This window comes from Kitasatospora sp. NPDC059803 (assembly GCF_042732255.1).
Classification (GTDB): domain Bacteria; phylum Actinomycetota; class Actinomycetes; order Streptomycetales; family Streptomycetaceae; genus Kitasatospora.
Genome location: NZ_JBHWIJ010000166.1, coordinates 1 through 18,371, shown reverse-complemented (window position 1 = coordinate 18,371; position 18,371 = coordinate 1). Strand labels below are relative to the sequence as shown.

General features: G+C 73.4%; 17 protein-coding genes. 6 read left to right on the top strand and 11 right to left on the bottom strand.

Annotated elements, in window-relative coordinates; translation table 11 throughout:
* Window positions 1-129 precede the first annotated feature (129 nt).
* The 5 genes from ACFV6I_RS24410 to ACFV6I_RS24390 form a co-directional block, all read right to left on the bottom strand.
* On the bottom strand, window positions 130-723 hold the full coding sequence (locus tag ACFV6I_RS24410) for a Pycsar system effector family protein (protein ID WP_380427608.1): 594 nt from the start codon (window positions 721-723) through the stop codon (window positions 130-132).
* Window positions 720-1,679 carry a hypothetical protein gene (locus tag ACFV6I_RS24405; RefSeq protein ID WP_380427606.1) on the bottom strand — a complete coding sequence of 320 codons (960 nt, stop codon included), beginning with the start codon at window positions 1,677-1,679 and terminating at the stop codon, window positions 720-722. The genes ACFV6I_RS24410 and ACFV6I_RS24405 overlap by 4 nt, the downstream gene beginning before the upstream one ends.
* A complete protein-coding gene (locus tag ACFV6I_RS24400; protein ID WP_380427604.1) occupies window positions 1,676-3,907 on the bottom strand; it encodes a hypothetical protein in 2,232 nt (743 codons plus the stop codon). Before ACFV6I_RS24400 ends, ACFV6I_RS24405 begins: the two co-directional genes overlap by 4 nt.
* Window positions 3,904-4,914: a hypothetical protein gene (locus tag ACFV6I_RS24395; RefSeq protein WP_063345925.1), complete on the bottom strand. Its 1,011-nt coding sequence runs from the start codon at window positions 4,912-4,914 to the stop codon at window positions 3,904-3,906. Before ACFV6I_RS24395 ends, ACFV6I_RS24400 begins: the two co-directional genes overlap by 4 nt.
* Window positions 4,915-5,071: 157 nt before the next feature.
* Complete coding sequence (locus tag ACFV6I_RS24390; RefSeq protein ID WP_380427602.1) at window positions 5,072-5,707, bottom strand: Crp/Fnr family transcriptional regulator; 636 nt, start codon at window positions 5,705-5,707, stop codon at window positions 5,072-5,074.
* Between the two features lie 464 nt (window positions 5,708-6,171).
* Here ACFV6I_RS24390 and ACFV6I_RS24385 point away from each other — a divergent pair, with 464 nt between their 5' ends.
* From ACFV6I_RS24385 to ACFV6I_RS24365, 5 genes are all read left to right on the top strand, one after another.
* Window positions 6,172-7,791, top strand: a complete 1,620-nt coding sequence (locus ACFV6I_RS24385) for a sensor histidine kinase (RefSeq protein WP_380427600.1) — start codon at window positions 6,172-6,174, stop codon at window positions 7,789-7,791.
* A gap of 17 nt (window positions 7,792-7,808) precedes the next feature.
* Window positions 7,809-8,195, top strand: a complete 387-nt coding sequence (locus tag ACFV6I_RS24380) for a roadblock/LC7 domain-containing protein (protein ID WP_380427598.1) — start codon at window positions 7,809-7,811, stop codon at window positions 8,193-8,195.
* A 126-nt stretch (window positions 8,196-8,321) separates the two neighbouring features.
* Window positions 8,322-8,684: a DUF742 domain-containing protein gene (locus tag ACFV6I_RS24375; protein WP_380427596.1), complete on the top strand. Its 363-nt coding sequence runs from the start codon at window positions 8,322-8,324 to the stop codon at window positions 8,682-8,684.
* The gene (locus tag ACFV6I_RS24370; RefSeq protein WP_063345929.1) at window positions 8,665-9,282 is read left to right on the top strand and encodes an ATP/GTP-binding protein; all 618 of its coding nucleotides are present in this window, start codon (window positions 8,665-8,667) and stop codon (window positions 9,280-9,282) included. Before ACFV6I_RS24375 ends, ACFV6I_RS24370 begins: the two co-directional genes overlap by 20 nt.
* Window positions 9,283-9,379: 97 nt before the next feature.
* Complete coding sequence (locus ACFV6I_RS24365) at window positions 9,380-10,843, top strand: cytochrome P450 (RefSeq protein WP_380427594.1); 1,464 nt, start codon at window positions 9,380-9,382, stop codon at window positions 10,841-10,843.
* Window positions 10,844-10,853: 10 nt separating this feature from the next.
* On the opposite strand, the gene ACFV6I_RS24360 is transcribed toward ACFV6I_RS24365, so the two are convergent.
* On the bottom strand, window positions 10,854-12,530 hold the full coding sequence (locus ACFV6I_RS24360) for a purple acid phosphatase family protein (RefSeq protein ID WP_380427592.1): 1,677 nt from the start codon (window positions 12,528-12,530) through the stop codon (window positions 10,854-10,856).
* 207 nt (window positions 12,531-12,737) lie between these two features.
* Window positions 12,738-13,376: a DUF4360 domain-containing protein gene (locus tag ACFV6I_RS24355; RefSeq protein ID WP_063345932.1), complete on the bottom strand. Its 639-nt coding sequence runs from the start codon at window positions 13,374-13,376 to the stop codon at window positions 12,738-12,740.
* Between the two features lie 254 nt (window positions 13,377-13,630).
* On the opposite strand from ACFV6I_RS24355, the gene ACFV6I_RS24350 reads away from it, so the two are divergent.
* Window positions 13,631-14,800 (top strand): CapA family protein, encoded by a 1,170-nt coding sequence (locus tag ACFV6I_RS24350; protein ID WP_380427590.1) that lies wholly within the window; start codon window positions 13,631-13,633, stop codon window positions 14,798-14,800.
* A gap of 61 nt (window positions 14,801-14,861) precedes the next feature.
* Here the strand turns inward: ACFV6I_RS24350 and ACFV6I_RS24345 are convergent, their stop codons facing one another.
* From ACFV6I_RS24345 to ACFV6I_RS24330, 4 genes are all read right to left on the bottom strand, one after another.
* Window positions 14,862-15,710, bottom strand: coding sequence for an SAM-dependent methyltransferase (locus ACFV6I_RS24345; RefSeq protein WP_380427588.1), 849 nt, complete (start codon window positions 15,708-15,710; stop codon window positions 14,862-14,864).
* 58 nt (window positions 15,711-15,768) lie between these two features.
* Window positions 15,769-17,127, bottom strand: coding sequence for an MFS transporter (locus tag ACFV6I_RS24340; RefSeq protein WP_380427586.1), 1,359 nt, complete (start codon window positions 17,125-17,127; stop codon window positions 15,769-15,771).
* A gap of 92 nt (window positions 17,128-17,219) precedes the next feature.
* Window positions 17,220-17,570: a 5-carboxymethyl-2-hydroxymuconate Delta-isomerase gene (locus tag ACFV6I_RS24335; protein WP_063345936.1), complete on the bottom strand. Its 351-nt coding sequence runs from the start codon at window positions 17,568-17,570 to the stop codon at window positions 17,220-17,222.
* Between the two features lie 180 nt (window positions 17,571-17,750).
* Window positions 17,751-18,083: a ribonuclease domain-containing protein gene (locus ACFV6I_RS24330; RefSeq protein ID WP_244293569.1), complete on the bottom strand. Its 333-nt coding sequence runs from the start codon at window positions 18,081-18,083 to the stop codon at window positions 17,751-17,753.
* Window positions 18,084-18,371: the final 288 nt, after the last annotated feature.

Genomic DNA, 18,371 nt, shown 5'->3' with positions numbered 1-18,371 from the left:
CCTGCTGGCCATGCACGCCGCCCGGGACCGCGTGGACCTGGAGATCACGGGCTACCGCGCGACCGTCGTCGTGCCCTGAGGGCCCCCCCGCCCAGGAGCCCTGGGGCGGACCGTGGACGGGACCGCAACTCAGACCGGCCGCAGGGTCAGCGCGAACTGGGGCAGTGCGAGGAGCAGCACGGCGGTTCCGGCCTCGATCCAGCGGTACTTCGCCCGGATGATCGCACTGGTCCCGGCCAGCGAGGACAACAGCGCCCCCACCGGATCACGACCCCCGCATTCGAAGGCGCGGCGCAGCCGCTCCACCCCCGCACCCGGCGCGATGTGCCCGAAGTAGGCCGGGCTGGTCGGGGCCTGCCGCTCGCCCTTCCGGTACCGGGGGGCGAGGGCGGCCACGAAGCAGGCGACGGCCAGCAGCGCGCTCGCCACCGCGCTCCACCACAGGAACGGGACCGCCCAGGCCCGGGGCCCGGATCCGCCGCCGCTCCCGCCGCCCCCGCCCAGCGGGATGAACACCCCGAGGACCGCGCCGGTGAACGCCAGGAACACGGCGGCCTTGGCGTCGGCCCGGGTGAGCTCCATGCTGTTGGCGGCCACCAGGCGCTCGATCGCCGCCACCGCCGACGGGCTCGGGGCGGAGTCCGGGGCGGTGGTAGAGACGGCGGTAGAGGCGGCGGTCGGCGCGGTTGGCACCCGGCCGCCGGGTATGCCGGCGGCGGTCACACCGGGCTCCCGTTCGCCACGCCGCCCGCCCAGCCGTTGGCCTGCGAGCGGATCTTGACGAACTCCGGCCCAGGGCCCTGCGGCCCGGGGCCGGGCACCCGGCGCCCGAACGCGACCAACCGGTCGCGCAGCATCCGGGACAGCTCCTGCCTCTCCTGCTCGCTCAACTTGCCGAGCATCATCGCCAGTTGGTCCTGCCAGGTGGTCTCACCCCGGAGCAGGTCGGCGTGGCCGACCGCCCAGTCCAGGACCTCCCGGACCTGGTCCGGGTGTCTGGCCAGCCAGAGCGCCGCGAGCGACACCGGGCCCTCCTGAACGGCCCGCCGGCAGAACGCGTACTCGTCCTCGCTCTTGTCCATCCAGTTGTAGGGCACGCCGGCCCCGTCCGGCTCCCCGAGCCGCAGTTCGGCGTCGTGCTCCCGGGCGGACACGTCCGTGACGCGGTAGCCGAGGCCGCAGTGCGGCAGGAGGTGGGGTGTCGCGAGGTAGTGCATCAGCTCGGCCTCGGTCAGCCCGTGCCCGGCGGTGGCGAACTGCTCCTTGAGCTGGCGCAGACGCTGTTCGAGGTCCTTGCGGACCGGCAGCCAGCCCCGCACGGTCCGCGCCCGCACGACGTTCACGGCGTCGTGCGCCCACCACAGGACGTGGACGTCCACCGACTTCGTGCCGTACGGGGTCGACAGGCCGACCGCCCGCGTCCCGGACCGCTCGTCGAGCTCGACCAGGTAGGCCTCGTCGAATCCGCGCAGGCCCGTCCGGACGGCCACCGGGCCCTCCAGGTCCGGGTCCTCATCGGCGCGGGCGCGGCGGCGGTGCCCCACCTGGTGGTAGAGCCCGTCCCGGTCCAGCAGGACGAGCGCACGGTCGCGCCGCCCGGACCAGCGGTGGCGCAGGATCTCCCGCCACGGCGCCTGGGTGGCGCGGGCGTAGACGGGCGGGTCGCTGTCGGCGGTCATCGGGCTCCTCCATCGGCAGGGGCGGGCCGGTACGGCTGCGGTTCGCCCCGGCGCCAGGCGTCCAGGGCGTGCTGGGCGATGTGCCGTCCGGCCAGGTCGGGGTTGTCGGCGGCGTCGATCTCGACGAACAGGCGCAGCTCACCGCGGCTCATCTCCTGGGCGAGCGCGGTCAGCAGCGTCTCCACGACGGCGCGCAGCTGTTCGTTCCAGACCGCCGAGGCGCACCAGGAGAGCAACGCGGTGCAGGTCTCGTCGAAGAGACCGTCGTCGTCGAGCGATCGCCGGATGAAGGTGATCACGGTGTCGGTGAACTCGCCGACGGTGAGCAACTGGCCCTGGAACCAGGCGCGGTCCCTCAGCAGTCGGGGGAAGGTCCGGAGCGCGAGTTCGGCCCCGTGCCCCGGGCGGTCCGCCCAGTCCACCAGCTCGCGCAGGACGACCGGCTGGTTGCCTGAGGCGAAGAGCTCCCACAGCGCATCGTCGACGGCTGTAGCGACCGCCCTCTCGTCCCCCTCCTGCCCCCGGTAGCAGCCCCGCAGCAGCGACAGCGCGAGCTCCGGACGGGACGTCCCGTAGTCCTTTCCGCACGCGTAGGCGACCGTGGAACGCGTCCTCCAACCACCCTCCCGGCTCCACCGGTTGAGGTTGTACTTGACCTCGCCGGCCAGGACCGGGTCCTGCGCCGCGATGCCGAGCGCAAACGCTGCGGTGTGGCGACTCCGTTGACTCTCGGACCGGGCCAGCTTGACGATGTCGCGCAGGGCGCGCCGGCCGCCGCCCCAGCCGGCGGCCAGTCCCATCACCCGGCCCAGGGGCACGGCCAGTTCGGGGTCCTTTTCGGAGACCGTGTCCATCCAATCGGTCAGCAACCTGGACAGTTCGCCGTACTGCCGCCAGACGTGCCGCAGCACCGTCTCGGCCTGGCGGTGCCGGGTGAAGCGCACCGGCTCCACCGTGTACGTGTAGCGGGAGGTCGCCCGGATCTCACCGGGCGCGCACTCGGCGCGGACGGTCGCCAGGAGTTCGTCCAGCGACCGCCGGAAGACGAACCGCGGGTTCGGGCGGGGAGCCTCCCGGCTCACCCCACCGGTCTGGCCGTCGTCACCGCCCGTCGGCAGGACGGCGTCGAGACGGCCATCGGCCAGCGTGAGCAGCCGGTCGGCCTCGTCCCGGACGATCCGGTGGTCGAGTCCTTCGAAGACGCTGGTCGCCAGCAGGAACGCGAGTCCGTCCGGGTCGTCGTGCAGCTTCTTCAGCAGGTCGGGGACCTCCTTCTCGGCGAGGAAGCTGAGCCGCCTGCGGAGATCGGCGAGGTCGGGTCCCTCGTCACCGGCCCTGGCCACCTCGGCGACCAGTTCGGCGACCTGGGCGGGGACCAGTTCCGACGCCAGGAGGTCGTCCAGTCCCGGCCGCAGCCGCTCCAGCAGGTGCCGACGCCGGTCGGGGTCGGGGACGGCGGCCTTCAGACGGGCCTCGAAGACCGCGCCGGGTGGCGGGGGCACGCAGCGCACCGGGGTGAGGTCCAGGTCGCGGGCGAGGCTGCGGAGCAGGTCCGGGTCGTGCGGCAGCATGACCACCATGCGCGCCCTCGCATCCGCCAGCAGGCGGCGGAGGTTGGCGACCACCGCCGGGCCCAGCCGGAGGGTGGGCAGCAGGCCGTGCACCAGGTACCCGCGGGCCTCGGCGTCGCGGGGGCGCCAGGTGGACAGGTCCTCGTCGCTGTCGAGCGCGCGCAGCTTCACACTCTGCCCGCTGTGCTGGGACAGCAGGTTGAGGGCCGCGGTGCGGCGCCCGGTGCCGGGCTCGCCCGCCAGGAACAGCAGGCCGGTGTCCAACTGCCGCAGTGCCGAGGGGAACCACTCGGGCTGGGCGAAGCCGGCCCGCGCCTCCAGGATCTCCAGTGCGGAGATCGGGCCTTCATGCGCCTCCACGTGTGGGCCGCCCGGGGCGGACGTCGCGCCGGCGTTCTCGACGCGCTGGTCCCCGTGCACCGCGCCGGTGTTGATGTTGCCGTTCGGGGCGTAGATCAGATGGGGCCCACCGGGGGCCGCCCAGCGGCCGAGCCGGCTGAGGAACTCCCGGTCGGGGTCGGCGAAGTCGTCGGCGTCGTCCGGGTCCGGGTATCCGGGCTCGGTCCCGCCCTGGTCGGGCGCCCGGCCGTTGGACGCCGGGCCGTCGGGGCGGTCGCCGGACTGGCCGCCGCCGGACGGCCGCTCCTCGGCGCTCACCGGCGGCGCTCCTTCTTGTCACCGTGGAAGGTGTCGCCCTGGTTGCCGTGGACCGTACCGGCCTTGTGGCCCGCCACGTAGTCGCCCCCGAAGGAGTCGCCGCGCACCTTGGTGACCCGCTGGTCGCCCTCCACCTTGGTGACCTGCTGGCCGCCCTCCACGTTGGTGACCTGCTGGCTGCCGTGCACCGTACCGTTGTTGATGTTTCCGCGGTCGGCCTGGTAGCTCACCGGCCCGCCTCCCGCGCGGCCGCCGTCCGCCTGCCCGGCCGAGGGCTCCGCCGCCGCGGCCTGCGCCCGCTCGTGCTCCCCGACCACGGCGTCGCCCAGGATGCGGCGGTCGTAGAGGTTCCCTGAGGGAGCGGGCACGTACAGCCAGGCCCGCTGGTCGAACTGCTTGCCCTCTACGGTGGCCGGCACCTCGATGAAGTGGTCGGGGTGACGGCCGGTGAATCCGCCCGCCACCGCGTCCTGGTAGCAGCGGTCGGACAGGATGGCGGCGACCTGGGTGATGCTCTCGTTGGAGGCGGCCAGCATGGCCTTCACCGGGCGGGAGTCGAGCAGGCGGTGGGTGTCGTTGCGGGGCGTGCCGTTGCCGTCGAACTCGCCGCCGGAGTCGGGCAGCGGCCCGATGTGGAGGCTGACCCGCAGCCGGATCCGCACCGTCCCGACCGAGTGCACGTTGAACTCGGTCAGCACCTCCTGGAGGGTGTGCAGCCACGGGTGGATCAGGAACGGCATCCACGCGGGGTCGAAGCCGAAGACGTAGCCGTCGCCGGTGGAGGCGGGGAACCGGCGGCCGTGCCAGACCTCGGCGAGCCCGGCGCGCTCGAAGGACCACTGGAGGACCTTCGGGACGGCCTGGCTGATCATGCCGTGCTCGATGGCCGGGTAGCCGGTGAAGTCCTTGGCGTCGACTGCCACGATGCCCCGGTACGGCGGCAGCTGGCGGCTCCGGCTGTAGGGCAGGGCGCTGGCCTCGGGCATCGGCTGGTCGGACTGCGACATCTGTGCTCCTTGTGGTTCCCGTGCGGACCGTGTGCCCCAAGCTTCGCGAGCGCGCGCCGTGCGGTGTGCTCGCTCAGTGCGGAAACCTGGTGACGCCCGTCACACGAACTGACGTGGCGTCAGTCGCGCGGGCTCCTCCGGACGAACCGGCGCCACGTCAGTCACGCGCCCCGCCGGCCACCCGCCGGAGCGCGGACAGGTCGCCGATGACGATCGACTTCCGTCCGGCGTGGACCTGGTGGGAGCCGAGTTCGGCCAGGCCCGCGGTGACGGTGTTCCGGGACACCCCGAGGTGCTGGGCCAGTTCGTCACGGGTCAGGGCGAGTTCCGTGCGCCGACCCGGCGGCCCCGCCGGGTCCGCGGAGACGTCGGCCAAAGCGGCCAGGGCGGCCGCCAGCCGGGCCACGATGTCGCCGCCGGTGCGGGCGAGGTCCGATTCCCGCAGCCTGCCCATGGCGTAGCGGACCATCACCGGGAACAGGCCCTGGTCCGTGACGAACCGCAGGAACGCGGCCTTGGTGAGGACCGCGACCGTGCAGTCCGAGATCGCCTCGACGCTCGCCGAACGGACCCCGTCGTCCAGCACGGCCACCTCGCCGAGCAGTTCACCGGGGCCGCGGAACGCCAGCAGCCTGACGTCTCCGGTGCGCTCCCGTCGGGTCACCTTCGCCACCCCGCTCAGCAGGGCGAGCACGTGCGTTCCGGGCTCCGCCTGGCGCAGCAGGGTGGCGCCGATCGGATGCCGGCGCTCGAAGGCCTCGGCCAGCATGCTCTTCCAGGTCGCGTCACCCATGAGTCGGCACAGGGTCTGGCCCAGGGGGTCTGCCGTTTGGCCGTGATCGTTCATGCGATGACCTTAGGAGCCGCCACGGCGGGAGCGCAGACGGATGCAGTCTCCCGCCGGAATTTCCCTTGGGCCGTCCGGTCGGGAATCGCGCAGGGGCGTCCCGTAGCACGAACTCGTCTTTCGGAACGGGGAATTGGCGAAGAAACCCTTCGCATGAGCGAATCCGGGGCGGGTTGGCGGTGCGGGCGGGGCGGGGCGAGAAGCCTGGTGGCGGGACGGCGGCCGGCCGGGGCTGAGACTGGTGTGCGAGATGTCCGGCATGTCCGGCACGGCAGGACAAGTCGGCTGTACAGCTGGATTCTTGAACTTCCGTCAGGATTGTCCTGAACTTGGCTATGCTGCATCACCATGCCTCCGGCGCCGGCCGTCGCCCGTCCCCGTACTGTTCCGATCGTTTGAGGATGCCGAGAATGCTTCGAGCTGGATCATCACCCGCCAGACGGCCGTCCGCGCCCCTGCTCGGGTGGCTGCTGCCCACCGCCGTGATGGCGGCGGCCGTGGCGGCCGCCGCGGCGGTGGTGTCCGCCGGGGTCCGTACGGAGGTGCTCTGGTGCGGGGCGACGGGCACCGTGCTGGTGGCCGTGGTGGCCGCCGAGTCGGCCCGTCGGGGGCGTGCGCTGGCCGCGTTGCGAGAGCAGCACGCCCGGCAGGTGGGCGAGTTGCAGCGGCGGCTGGCCGGCCAGGAGGCCGAGGCGGTGCGGCTGGCGAAGGAGGAGCTGCCGAGGCTGGTGGCCCGGGTCCGGTACGGCGCGTCGATGGACAGCCTGGCCCGGTCGTACCAGGTGCGCGATCCGCTGGCCGCGCCGAAGTTCCGGGGCGCGCTGGAGTCGGTGGTGCGCGGGATCATCGTCGCCGTCGACGACGAGGTGAACCGGCGCGACTCCGCCGAGCGGGCCTTCGTCAACATCGCCCGCCGGGTGCAGGCCATCATCCACCGGCAGGCCAAGGACCTGCGCGAGATGGAGGACCGGCACGGCAACGACCCGGCGGTCTTCGACGACCTGCTGCGCCTGGACCACGGCAACGCGCTGACCGGCCGCCTCGCCGACAGCATCGCCGTCCTGTCCGGCGCCCGCCCCGGCCGTCAGTGGACCAGGCCGGTGGCGCTCTACAGCGTGCTGCGCGGCGGCATGTCGCGCATCCTGGAGTACCAGCGGGTGGACCTGCACCCGGTGGCCCAGGTTTCGGTGATCGGACCGGCCGTCGAGCCGCTGATCCACGCCGTCTCCGAACTGCTCGACAACGCCACCCGCTACTCGCCGCCGCACACCCATGTGCACCTGAGCGCCGCCGAGGTGCAGAGCGGCATAGCGATCGAGATCGAGGACGGCGGCCTCGGCCTGACCGACGAGGCCCGGATCCGCGCCGAGCGCAGTCTGCGCGAGGCCCAGGTCTCCAAGGACCTGGACGACCTCACCGAGTCGCCCCGGCTGGGCTTCGCGGTGGTCGGCCGGCTGTGCCAGGCGTACGGCTTCCAGATCTCGCTGCGCCGCTCCGCCTACGGCGGCGTCCGGGTCGTGCTGGTGGTGCCGCAGGAGTTGGTCACCACCGCGCCCCCGACCGGCCGGGCGCACGGGATCGGCGCGTTCTCCGGCCCCCGGCCGCTCCCGGCGAACCCTCCCAAGTCGGCGGCCCCGTCGCGGCCGTGGGGGGCGCGGGCGGCGACGACCGGCGTGGCGGGGCCGTCCGCCGGACCGTCCTTCGGGGCGTCCGGTCCGTGGGCGCCGAGCGGGCCGGGCCCGGGGGACGACGAGGTGGTGGTCACCGAGCGCACCGCGAACGGCCTGCCGCAGCGGCGGCGCCGCCCGCCGACCCCCCCGGCGGGCTACCCCGGCTCGGCCCGGACCGCCGGACAGTACGGCAACCCGGCCGCGGGCCCCGCCCCGGGGACGGGAGGGCGTCACGCCAAGGAGCCGGTGCAGCCCGGCCTCTGGCTGGAGGCGTTCACCGAGGGGATCAACGGCCATGGGCCGGCCGCGAGTTCGGCCGGTCAGACCAGTGAAGAGACGGCAGGGAAGGGCGAGCAGTGATTCCGCACCGCAGCAACATGGACTGGATCCTCAAGGACCTCGCGGACAGCGTGCCGTACATCCGCCACATCGTCGTACTCTCCGGCGACGGCCTCCGGATCGCCCAGCACGGCACCGATCCGGACACCGCCGACCGGCTCGCCGCCGCCTGCGCCGGGCTTCAGAGCCTGGCCGCGGCGGTGGGGCAGGAGTTCCCGCACGGCGACGGCTTGATGCGGCTGGTGGTGATCGAGGTGGACGGCGGCTTCTTCTACCTGATGGCGGCCGCCTCCCGCGCGTACCTTGCGGTGCTCGCCGACGAGGGGGTCGACGCCGGACTGGTGGGCCAGCAGATGCGCGACCTGGTCGCCCGGATCGGCGAGCACCTGGCCACTCCCCCGCGCAACCCCGAGGTGGTCGCGTGAACCGGCCGGAGCGGCGGGCGGTGCGCCGTCCCGGTCGCGACCGGGAGCGGGACCGCGACAGGGACCGCGACCGCCTGACCCGGCACCGCGGAGCGGGCACATGAACGAGCACAGCGAGGCGGGCACATGACGACGGCCGACCAGAACGGGTGGGACGGCCCCGACCCCGCCCGCCTGTACGTGATCACCCGCGGCCGCAGCGGCCCGGCCGGACCGGGCGTCTTCGACCTGGTCACCCTGATCGTCTCCCGCGCGGAGCCGACGCCCACCATGCAGCCCGAGCACGCGGCCATCCTGCGGCTGTGCCGCTCGCCGCTCTCGGTGGCGGAGGTCTCCGCCTACCTCGAACTGCCCACCAGCGTCGTCACCGTGCTGCTGGCGGACCTGCTCGACGACGGGCGGATCGAGGCCCGCGCCGCCGTCCCCAAGGCGGAACTTCCCGACCGTGCCCTGTTGGAGGCGGTGATCCATGGACTTCAAAGGCTCTGACACGGTGGTCGGGCCGGCCGCCTCGGACCTGCTGCCGGACTCCGTCGCGATGGCGGTCAAGGTGGTGATCGTGGGCGGCTTCGGCGTCGGCAAGACGACGCTGGTCGGCTCGGTCAGCGAGATCCGCCCGCTGACCACCGAGGAGACCATGACCCAGGCCGGGGTCGGCGTGGACGACCCCACCGGGGTCGAACGCAAGACCTCCACCACGGTGGCGATGGACTTCGGCCGGATCAGCATCAGCGACCAGCTCGTGCTGTACGTGTTCGGCACCCCCGGGCAGGAGCGGTTCTGGTTCCTCTGGAACGGCCTGTTCGAGGGCGCCCTGGGCGCGGTGGTGCTGGTGGACACCCGCCGGCTGGAGGTCAGCTTCGAGGTGATCGGGCGGCTGGAGGACCGCGGCGTGCCCTTCGTGGTGGCCGTCAACGACTTCCCGGAGGCGCCGGCGCACCCGGTCGACGAGTTGCGGGCCGCCCTCGACCTGCCGCCCGAGGTGCCGATCGTGGCCTGCGACGCGCGCAGCCGCGAGTCCAGCCGGGACACCCTGATGACCCTGATGCGGTACCTGTACGAGCTCGCGGCCCCGACCGCCCGCTGACGACCGCCCGCTGACCGGGCCGGCCATGCCCGCCCGCGCGCCCCGCCTGCCGAACCCCCCGTCCGCACCGCCGACCCCACCCGACCCCGGAGAGCCCGTGAGCACCCCGTTCCCCGACGATGCCGCCCCCACCCCACCGCCCGGCTGCCCGGCCCACGGGCACGCCCTCGAACCGTTCGGCCCCGGCGGCGTCCGGCGCCTGTACGGGCCGGAGGCCGAGGCCGACCCGGCGGGCCTGTACGAGAAGCTGCGCGCCGAGCACGGCGAGGTGGCCCCGGTCCTGCTGCACGGGGACCTCCCGGCCTGGCTGATCCTCGGCCACGGCGCGAACATCACCGCGATGCGCTCGCCGTCCCTGTTCTCCCGCGACTCCCGCCTCTGGTCGGCGTTCCGCGACGGCGACGTCCCGATGGACTCCCCGCTGATGCCGGTGATCGCCTGGCAGCCGCTGTGCGTGTTCGCGGACGGCGAGGAGCACCGGCGGCTGCGCGGCGCCGTGCTGGACGGCCTGAACCGCTTCGACCGGCGCGGCGTGCGCCGCCACGTCCGGCGGTTCACCACCGAGCTGGTCCAGGTGGTCGGGCAGACCGGCCGGGCCGAGCTGGTCACCCAGTTCGCCGAGCACCTGCCGATGCTCGTCATGACCCAGCTGCTCGGCATGCCCGACGAGTACGGACCGCAGCTGGTGAACGCCGCCCGGGACCTGATGAAGGGCACCGAGACGGCCATCGCCAGCAACGAGTACGTGGTGGCGAGCCTGCGCCGGACGATGGCCGCCAAGCGCGAGGACCCGGGCGGCGACCTGGTCACCTGGCTGCTGGAGCACCCGGCCGGGCTGACCGACGACGAGGTGATGGAGCACCTGCGAGTGGTGCTGCTCGCCGCGAACGAGACCACCGTCAACCTGATCGCGGACACCCTGAAGATGGTGCTCACCGACCCCCGGTTCCGCGCCCACCTGTCCGGCGGTCAGATGACCCTGGGCGAGGCGCTGGACCAGGTGCTGTGGGACTCCCCGCCGATGTCGCTGGTGGCCGGCCGCTGGGCGACCGTCGACACCGAGCTGGGCGGGCAGCAGATCAGGGCCGGTGACCTGCTGCTGCTCGGACTCGCGGCCGGCAACGTCGACCCGGTCGTCCGGCCCGACCTGGCCACCCCGCTGTACGGCAACCGCTCCCACCTCTCCTTCGGCGCCGGCCCGCACGAGTGCCCCGGCCAGGACATCGGGCGCTCCGTCGCCGAGGCCGGGATCGACATCCTGCTGACCCTCCTGCCGGACCTTCGGCTCGCCGTGCCGGAGGAGGAGCTGACCTGGACCTCCGCCTGGATCTCCCGGCACCTGGTGGAGCTGCCGGTGGAGTTCACCCCGCGCGAGATCGAGCCGCACCCCGACTCCAAGCCGGTCGACGCCCCGGACCCGGCGGCCGTCACCGCACCCGAACCCACGCCGGCGGTGGAGGAGGCGCAGGCGCAGGCGGTGGCGGAGGCACCGGCCGCCGTCCGGATCCCGGCGCAACGGCGCGGCTGGTGGCGGACGTTGACCGGCCTGTTCCGGCGCTGACGGCCCGTCGCTAGTGGCGGTCGGTGCGGGGCCGCTGCAGGGTGAAGGTGTCGACCGGGGTGAGGTCCCCGTGCGGGCCGTCGAAGGTGTAGTACGTCACCCGCATCCTGGTCAGACCGCCGCGCCGGTCGCCGGGGTCGACGTCGAAGGCCGCGAAGCCGTGGGTGTGCTGCCGGTCCTGGACGGCGGCCCACGGGGCGTCCTCGGTCAGCCACACGGACTGCCGGTACGGGGCCGGCGGGCGCGGCGCGTCCTCCAGGGCGACGACCACCCGGCCCTTGGGCTCCCCGAACAGGTCGTCCTGGGTGGTGGCGGCGTTGCCGCCGGCGCCGATCACCATGTGGACGGTGCCGCGGCTGGTGTCGACCGTGTGGAGGTCGGTGCCGGACGGCACCGGGGTGCGGGTGTCGTTGGGCAGGGTCCCGCGGACGGGGTGGGAGCGCTCGTAGTAGTGCTCGTGGCCGCTGACCACCAGGTCGACCCCGTAGGCGTCGAACAGCGGGCCCCAGGCCTCGCGGATGCCGAGGTCGCTGCCGGCGCCGTGTTGCGAGCTGGAGATCATCGGGTGGTGCATGCAGACCACGATCCAGTCGATCGCCCGGCTGCTCCGCGCCGACCGCAACTCGCGCTCCAGCCAGCGCCGCTGGGCCCCGCCGGAGTAGCCGCGCAGATAGTGGTCGCCGCTGTCCTGGATGGCCACGTCGTCGTTGGCCAGGCTGATGAAGCGCACCGAGCCGACCGTGAAGGCGTACCACATGCCCCGGGTCTCCGCGTCGTCGGCGGCCGCGGAGTCGGGCAGTTCGAAGTAGGTCTGGTAGCCGAGGGCGCCGATCGGGCCGTTGCCGGCCTCGTTCTCGCCGTTACCGGCGCAGGGCATCCAGGGGCGCAGCCGGGCCGAGCGGCTGTTGTTGATGAACCAGTCGGCCCAGGTCAGCGTGCGGCTCTGGCCGTGCCGGCCGCTGTAGGAGGCGTAGCAGAGGTCGCCGTTGACCAGGTTGAACAGCGGGCCGACGCGTTCGACGGCGGCGACGATGTCGGCGGAGTGCGGGGTGCCGACCTGGCTGCTGGTGAACACCGGGTACTTGCCGAGCGGTGACGGCATGCCGTCGGGGAAGACCACCTGGCGGCGGAGGTTGGGGGTGGCCTGGTCCCCGAAGCTGGTGAAGGTGAAGGGCGCGCGGCCGCGCGGGGCGGTGGTGAAGGAGCCCGGCTCGGGGCTCGCACCGTCGTGGCCGGCGGTGTAGAGGTAGGTGGTGGCGGGGCGCAGGCCGGTGAGGCGGGCGTGGTGGACGTACACCTCCTCCTTGCCGAGGGCGTCCCGGTAGGTGCGGGTCTGCGCCTCGACGACCCGGCCGAGGCCGCCGTCCGGTGAGCCGAGCCGGACCTGCGGGCGGCGCACGGACTGCGGGGTGATCCAGGAGACCGTCATGTCGGCGGACGGGTCGGTGCCGAACTGCAGGTGCAGCCCGCTCACGCTGGGCGCCCCGGTCCGGTGCGGGGTGGACTGGAGCAGCGGGCTCGCGGCGGGCCCCGCCTCCTGGCCTGTCTCCTGGCCTGTCTCCTGGCTTGCCTCCGGGCCTGTCTCCGGGTCCGCCGCCGCGGCCGGTTGGGCGGCCGCACCGCCCGCGACCAGCGCGGCGCCGGCCGCGGATGTGCCCTTGAGAATGGACCTGCGTGCGATCGTCATGGAGCTCCGCCTGCCGAGTGGGGGTGTCGACCCGGAGCACTGTACAGACATGTGCATGCAGAAACGATCGATATGACGGACGGTCACCACCGGTACGACGGAGGGCATGCGTCGGGCCCCGCGGGGGTCGGGGGCTCCGCCGGGGCCGGGCGCAGGGGGTCGGGCACAGGGCCCGGGGGTCAGGCGCCGAGAATCAGGCGCCGGGGATCAGGGGCACTGCTTCCAGGCGAGGTGGTAGACGGTGTTGATGCTGCCGTCCGTCGAGTCCATGGTCATGAAGCTGGTGGTGCTGTTCGGGTCCGAGCTGCCGGCGCCGACCCGCAGTTCGGTGTTGATGTTGAAGTTGCGCTCCTCACCGCAGGGGGCGAAGACCAGGGCGGCGACGTCGACGGTGTCGGTCGCCTGCCAGTTGTCGTCCTTGGGGCCGTTGAAGTGGTGGCTCAGCTGGGCGGTCGCAGGATCGCCCTGGAAGTAGTAGCTGGCCTGCTGGGTGCCGCTCGCACCCTTCTCCAGGTGGGCGAAGCCGCGGTAGTCGGCGGAGGCGATCGCGTAGGTGAAGCCCTGGGGGACGTGCACCCGCAGGTTGAGCTGACAGTTCTTCCGGAAGTCGGTCGGCTTCGAGCCGACCCCCACCTGGGCGAGGTAGCTGCTGTAGGTCACGGTGAAGGCGGTGTTGTCCGGGGAGACGGCCACGGCGGCCGTCCCCGCCGGGCAGCCGGAGCCGTTGACGGTCGCGACGTCGATGACGATCCGATCCGGCGGCGTCGGGAGCGCGCCGGCGCCGAGGGCCGGCGAGGCGAACAGGGTTGCGGCGATTCCGGTCGTGGCCAGTACACGGAGCAGCATGGGCTTCCCCTTCGATCGTCCACGGAGCCGGGGCCGGCGCGGTCACGTTCCGAGTGCGGTGACAGTCCGAGCGCGTTGGCGCTTCGAGCGCGACCCCGAAGTTGACATGGCTATGTCACCACACTCGGGGCATCCACGTACAGGGGGTGACGCGCCTCCCGGGTGACCTGCGGGCGTGGGTCCGGCGGTCCGTCGACGGGGCCTCGCATAGTCGGATGGCCAGTCACACCTTCCGATCGTGAGACGAGCCGACGATGTTGCTGCCCCACCGCCGGACCGCCACCGCGGCCCTCGCCCTGTTCCTCGCCCTCCCGGGCTGCGGCGCCCCGGACACCGCCCCGCCGCCCGCCGCCACGGCGACCCCCACCGCAACCGGGCCGCGACCGTTCACCCTGGTCGCCACCGGGGACGTCCTGCCGCACACCGAGATCATCCAGCAGGCCAAGGAGGACGCCGGCGGGAGCGGATACGACTTCACCGCCATGCTCGCCGGCATCAAACCACTGGTCAGCGGCGCCGACCTGGCCATCTGCCACATGGAGACGGTCTACGGCGCCGACGGCGGACCGTACACCGGCTACCCGACCTTCAAGTCCCCGCCGCACGTCGCCCGGGCCCTCAAGGACACGGGCTACGCCTCCTGCGACACCGCCTCCAACCACACCCTCGACGACGGCCCCGCCGGGATCCGACGCACCCTCGACGCCATGGACGCCGTCGGCCTCGCCCACACCGGCTCCGCCCGGACGGCCGACGAGGCCGGCCGGCCCGCCCTGCTCCGGGCCGGCGGCGCCACCGTCGCCCACCTCGCCTACACCTACGGGACCAATGACATCGCGCCGCCCGAGGGCCAGCCCTGGGCGGTCAACCTGATCGACCGGGACCGGATCCTCGCCGACGCGCGCGCCGCCCGGGCGGACGGCGCGGACCTCGTGGTGGTCAGCGTCCACTGGGGCACCGAGTGGCAGGACGCGCCGAACGAGCAGCAGCTCACCCTCGCCCGCGAGCTGGCCGTCGAACCGGCGCCCGGACAACCCGACATCGACCTGATCCTCGGCACCCACGCCCACATCCCGCAGGCCTACGAGAAGATCGGCGACACCTGGACGGTCTACGGCCTCGGCGACCAGCTCGCCGGGCACATGTTCACCTACGACGGCGCCGAGGACCCGCGCGGCAACTGGAGCTCCCTCGCCCGTTTCACCGTCACCCCGCCCGCCCGGCCGGGGCTGCGCTGGACGGTGAGCCGCGCCGAGTTCGTCCCGCAGATCACCGACCTCGGGCCGCCCTACCGGGTGCTCGACCTGCGCGAGGCCGTCCGCCGCAACCCTGGCCGCGCCGACTACGCCCGCGCCCTGGAGCACATCCGCTCGGTGGTGCTCAGCCGGGACGCGGGCGCGGCGGGGCTCACCATGGCGCCGTAAGGCCGTTAAGCCGTTAAGCCGTAGGGCAGTTAAGCCGTTGGGCAGTTAAGCCGCAAGGCCGTTACGGCTTGCGGCCCAGCCCCGCGTAGGCCGCCACCTCGTGGTCGCCGAGCACCGGGCCCTCGCCCAGCTCCGGGTGCCAGCGGTTGATCAGCACCACGCCCGGGTCGTCCAGTTCCAGCCCGGCGAAGAAGCGCTCGACGCCCGCGCGGGGGCGCAGGTGGTTCTCGATTCCGGCCTCCGAGTAGCGGCGGGAGCCGATCGCGACCAGGTCGGGAATCGAGTCGGCGGTGCCGGCGGTCAACGCGAGGAAGCTGCCGGAGGGCAGGGCGTCGACCAGCGTGCGGACCGGCGGGTGCGCGGCCTCGTCGGAGAGGAAGTGCACGATGTTGATCAGCGTCAGCGCGACCGGCCGGTCGAGGTCCAGGGTGGCGGCCACCGCGGGATCGGCGAGGAACCTCCCCGGCTCGCGCAGGTCGCCCTCGACGTAGGCGGTGCGGCCCTCGGGGGTGCTGGTGAGCAGCGCGCGCGAGTGGGCGAGCACGATCGGGTCGTTGTCGACGTACACCACCCGGCAGGACGGGTCGACGGCCTGGACGACCTCGTGCAGGTTGGGCGTGGTGGGGATGCCGGTGCCGACGTCCAGGAACTGGCGGACGCCGTGCACCTCGACCAGGCGGCGGACCATCCGGTGCATCACCGCGCGGGCCTCGACGGTGGCGGCGCGCGAGCCGGGCCACTCCCCGAGGATGCGGTCGCCGACCTCGCGGTCCACCGGGAAGTTGGTCTTGCCGCCGAGCAGGTAGTCGTAGACCCGGGCCGGGTGCGCGCGGTCGGTGCGCAGGTCCACCTGCGGCACCTCCTCGAACCGGACCCCGGTCAGCCAGCCGTCCGGACCGCTGTTCTCCATGTCTTGCCCTTCCGCACGTTCGTTCCCGTCCCACTCAACCACAGGACGTGATCGAACGTCAGCCGCTTTGGGACGGTACCCGACCGCTGCGCGCCTTGACCGCCGGAGCCCCCACGGCGGCGACGAAGGACGGCACCCGCAGGGCGGTGACGAGGCCGAGCGCCGGGCCCAGCGTGCAGAGGGTGACGTAGCCGGGGATCAGGCCGAGGCGGTGGTAGTCGTGCAGCCACTCGGCGAGCAGCGGGAAGGAGCCGCCGAACGCGGCGATGGTGGCCGCGTTGACCACTCCGAGGCCGAGGGCGCGGACCTCCGTCGGGAACAGCAGGCCGGTGAAGACGTTGAGCGTCCCGAGCACCGTCGCCACCAGCATCCCCAGCAGCACGGCGACGACCTGGAACGGCAGCCAGCCCTGCCGCAGCCCGATCAGCAGGACCGGGACCAGGAGCACCGGCAGCGCGAACCCGGCCCGGGCCACCGGCAGCAGGCCGAAGCGGTCGGCGGCGGCGCCGCTGAGCAGCATGGTGGCCAGCACCACCGCGAGCACCACGGTCATGAAGGAGGTCGCCTCCTCCCGGTCGACCACCCCGTAGGCGGCGGCGTACTGCGGCAGGTAGACCAGGGCGAAGTAGTAACCGACCGTCCCGCCCAGGGTGTTGAGGAAGACGGTGAGCACCGCCCAGCGGTGCTCGCGCAGCACCCGCAGGAACGGCGGGCGGGCGCCCGTCGACTCCGCCCGGGCGCGGCGGAACTCCGCGCTCTCCGGGGCCGCCCGGCGCACCCAGACGGCGGCCAGCCCGAGCAGCGCAGCGACCACGAAGGCCCAGCGCCAACCACCGTTGGTCACACCGGACTTGCCGAGGGTGTGCAGCAGCAGCGCGAGCACCCCGTAGGAGAGCAGCGAGCCGACGATGATCCCGCCGTAGGAGACCGAGCTGAACGCGAAGCGGTGCCGGGGCGGGGCCGTCTCGGTCACGTACGCGGCGACGCTGGGCGCTTCCCCGCCGAAGGCCAGCCCCTGCACCACCCGTGCGGCGACGGCCAGGACCGCCGCCCAGGCGCCGATCGTCCGCTGGTCCGGCAGCACGGCGATGCCGAGGCTGGCGGCGGCGATCACGGACATGCCGAGGGTCAGGGCGAAGCGCCGCCCCCGGGTGTCGCTGAGCCGCCCGATCAGGTACGAGCCGACCGGCCGGGCGACGAACCCGACCGCGAAGGTCGCGTACGCCCCGAGCAGGCCGCTGACCCCGCCCTTGCCGTGCCCGAAGAGGTCCGCCGCGAAGTACGGGGCGAGGACGGCGTAGATGTTCCAGTCGAAGGACTCGACCACCGAGCCCACCGTGGCGGCGGCCAACTCCCGTCGCCTCCGGCCGGCTTGCGGCTCCTCGGGCGGCGGGGTGGTTCCGGTCCGATCTGTCATGGCCTCAGCATGGCACCGATCGGGGTGCCGCGGTATCGGACGCGGCGAGGTCCGCCGCCCCCGGCGGCCCGGTGCTACCTGCCGGGGTGGTGCTACCGGCCGGGGTGGTGGACGAAGCGGTAGGTCTCGCGGTCCAGTTCGGTGACCTCCACGCCGATCGCGGCGGGCACGTCGAGGCGGGCCTGAAGCGCGGCGAGCACCCGGGCCGTCAGCTCGGCGCGCTGCGCGGCGCTGCGGCCGGCCAGGATCTTGATCTCCACCAGCACCACCGCGCGCCCGTCCGCCCCGTCGCCGACCACGTGGCGCCCGGCCGGGCGGAACAGTGTCTTACAGTCCGCCACGGTGGTGTCGATCACCTCGGCGATCAGCCGGTGGACCTCCTCGGCGAAGCCCGCCTGGTCGAGGGCGAGGCCGGCGGAGTGGTCGACCAGGATCTGCGGCACGGAGACCTCCCAGGAGACGGAGCCTCGCGGGGCTCCTCGGACAGTGCCGCGACGCTACCGTGTGCGGCCGCGCAGCCCTCGGGCAGGGCGCTCACCGAGGTGTGACACGGCGACGGCGCGGCGCTCCCGGTCCCCCGTTGCGCCGGGGGTACCGGGAGCCCTGGAGCGTGAACAGCGTGGTCAGCAGCCGAAGTTGATCAGGCGGAAGGTCACGTAGTGGTCGCCGGTGTAGTAGTCCTCGCGGGTGCGCTGGCCGGTGACGACCCGGCGGGTGCCGCGGGTCGGCGAGCCAGGCGTCACCACGGTGTACTCGTGGTAGTAGCCGTAGGACTGGCTCGGCAGCACGCGCTCCTTGTTCTGGAACACCACGCCGTCCTGGCTGTACGGGAAGGGCCCGCCGGAGGCGATCAGGTTGAGCGTGGTGCGCGCCTGCGACGGCAGGGCGGACAGGCACACCGAGCCGCTCACCGCGGCGTGCGCCTCGGTGGCGACCGCGACGGGCGCGAGGGTCATCAGGGCGACGGCGGTGACGGCGGCGGCGCGGGACTTCCACGCGCGTAGAGTTCGGGTCATGACAACCAGCATGGCGACCGGCCCGGCCCGCCGAAAGCCCTGATCCAACTCTTCATCTCGGGTCAACTCGACGTACTCGCAGCAGACTTGACCTGGACAGCGGTCGGTCCGGGCCCGCCCTACGCCAAGCCAAGGCGAGCCGAGCCGGGCCGGGCCGGGCCGGGCCAGGCCGGGCCGGGCCAGGCTGAGGCAGGACACGCCTGCGCGCCCCCGGGGGGGCACCCCCCC

Coding starts and splice junctions, on each gene's coding strand:
- ACFV6I_RS24405 (WP_380427606.1), bottom strand. CDS start 1,679: ATGACCGCCGACAGCGACCCGCCCGTCTACGCCCGCGCCACCCAGGCG.
- ACFV6I_RS24395 (WP_063345925.1), bottom strand. CDS start 4,914: ATGTCGCAGTCCGACCAGCCGATGCCCGAGGCCAGCGCCCTGCCCTAC.
- ACFV6I_RS24390 (WP_380427602.1), bottom strand. CDS start 5,707: ATGGGTGACGCGACCTGGAAGAGCATGCTGGCCGAGGCCTTCGAGCGC.
- ACFV6I_RS24385 (WP_380427600.1), top strand. CDS start 6,172: ATGCTTCGAGCTGGATCATCACCCGCCAGACGGCCGTCCGCGCCCCTG.
- ACFV6I_RS24380 (WP_380427598.1), top strand. CDS start 7,809: ATGGACTGGATCCTCAAGGACCTCGCGGACAGCGTGCCGTACATCCGC.
- ACFV6I_RS24375 (WP_380427596.1), top strand. CDS start 8,322: ATGACGACGGCCGACCAGAACGGGTGGGACGGCCCCGACCCCGCCCGC.
- ACFV6I_RS24370 (WP_063345929.1), top strand. CDS start 8,665: ATGGACTTCAAAGGCTCTGACACGGTGGTCGGGCCGGCCGCCTCGGAC.
- ACFV6I_RS24360 (WP_380427592.1), bottom strand. CDS start 12,530: ATGACGATCGCACGCAGGTCCATTCTCAAGGGCACATCCGCGGCCGGC.
- ACFV6I_RS24355 (WP_063345932.1), bottom strand. CDS start 13,376: ATGCTGCTCCGTGTACTGGCCACGACCGGAATCGCCGCAACCCTGTTC.
- ACFV6I_RS24350 (WP_380427590.1), top strand. CDS start 13,631: ATGTTGCTGCCCCACCGCCGGACCGCCACCGCGGCCCTCGCCCTGTTC.
- ACFV6I_RS24345 (WP_380427588.1), bottom strand. CDS start 15,710: ATGGAGAACAGCGGTCCGGACGGCTGGCTGACCGGGGTCCGGTTCGAG.
- ACFV6I_RS24340 (WP_380427586.1), bottom strand. CDS start 17,127: ATGACAGATCGGACCGGAACCACCCCGCCGCCCGAGGAGCCGCAAGCC.
- ACFV6I_RS24330 (WP_244293569.1), bottom strand. CDS start 18,083: ATGACCCTCGCGCCCGTCGCGGTCGCCACCGAGGCGCACGCCGCGGTG.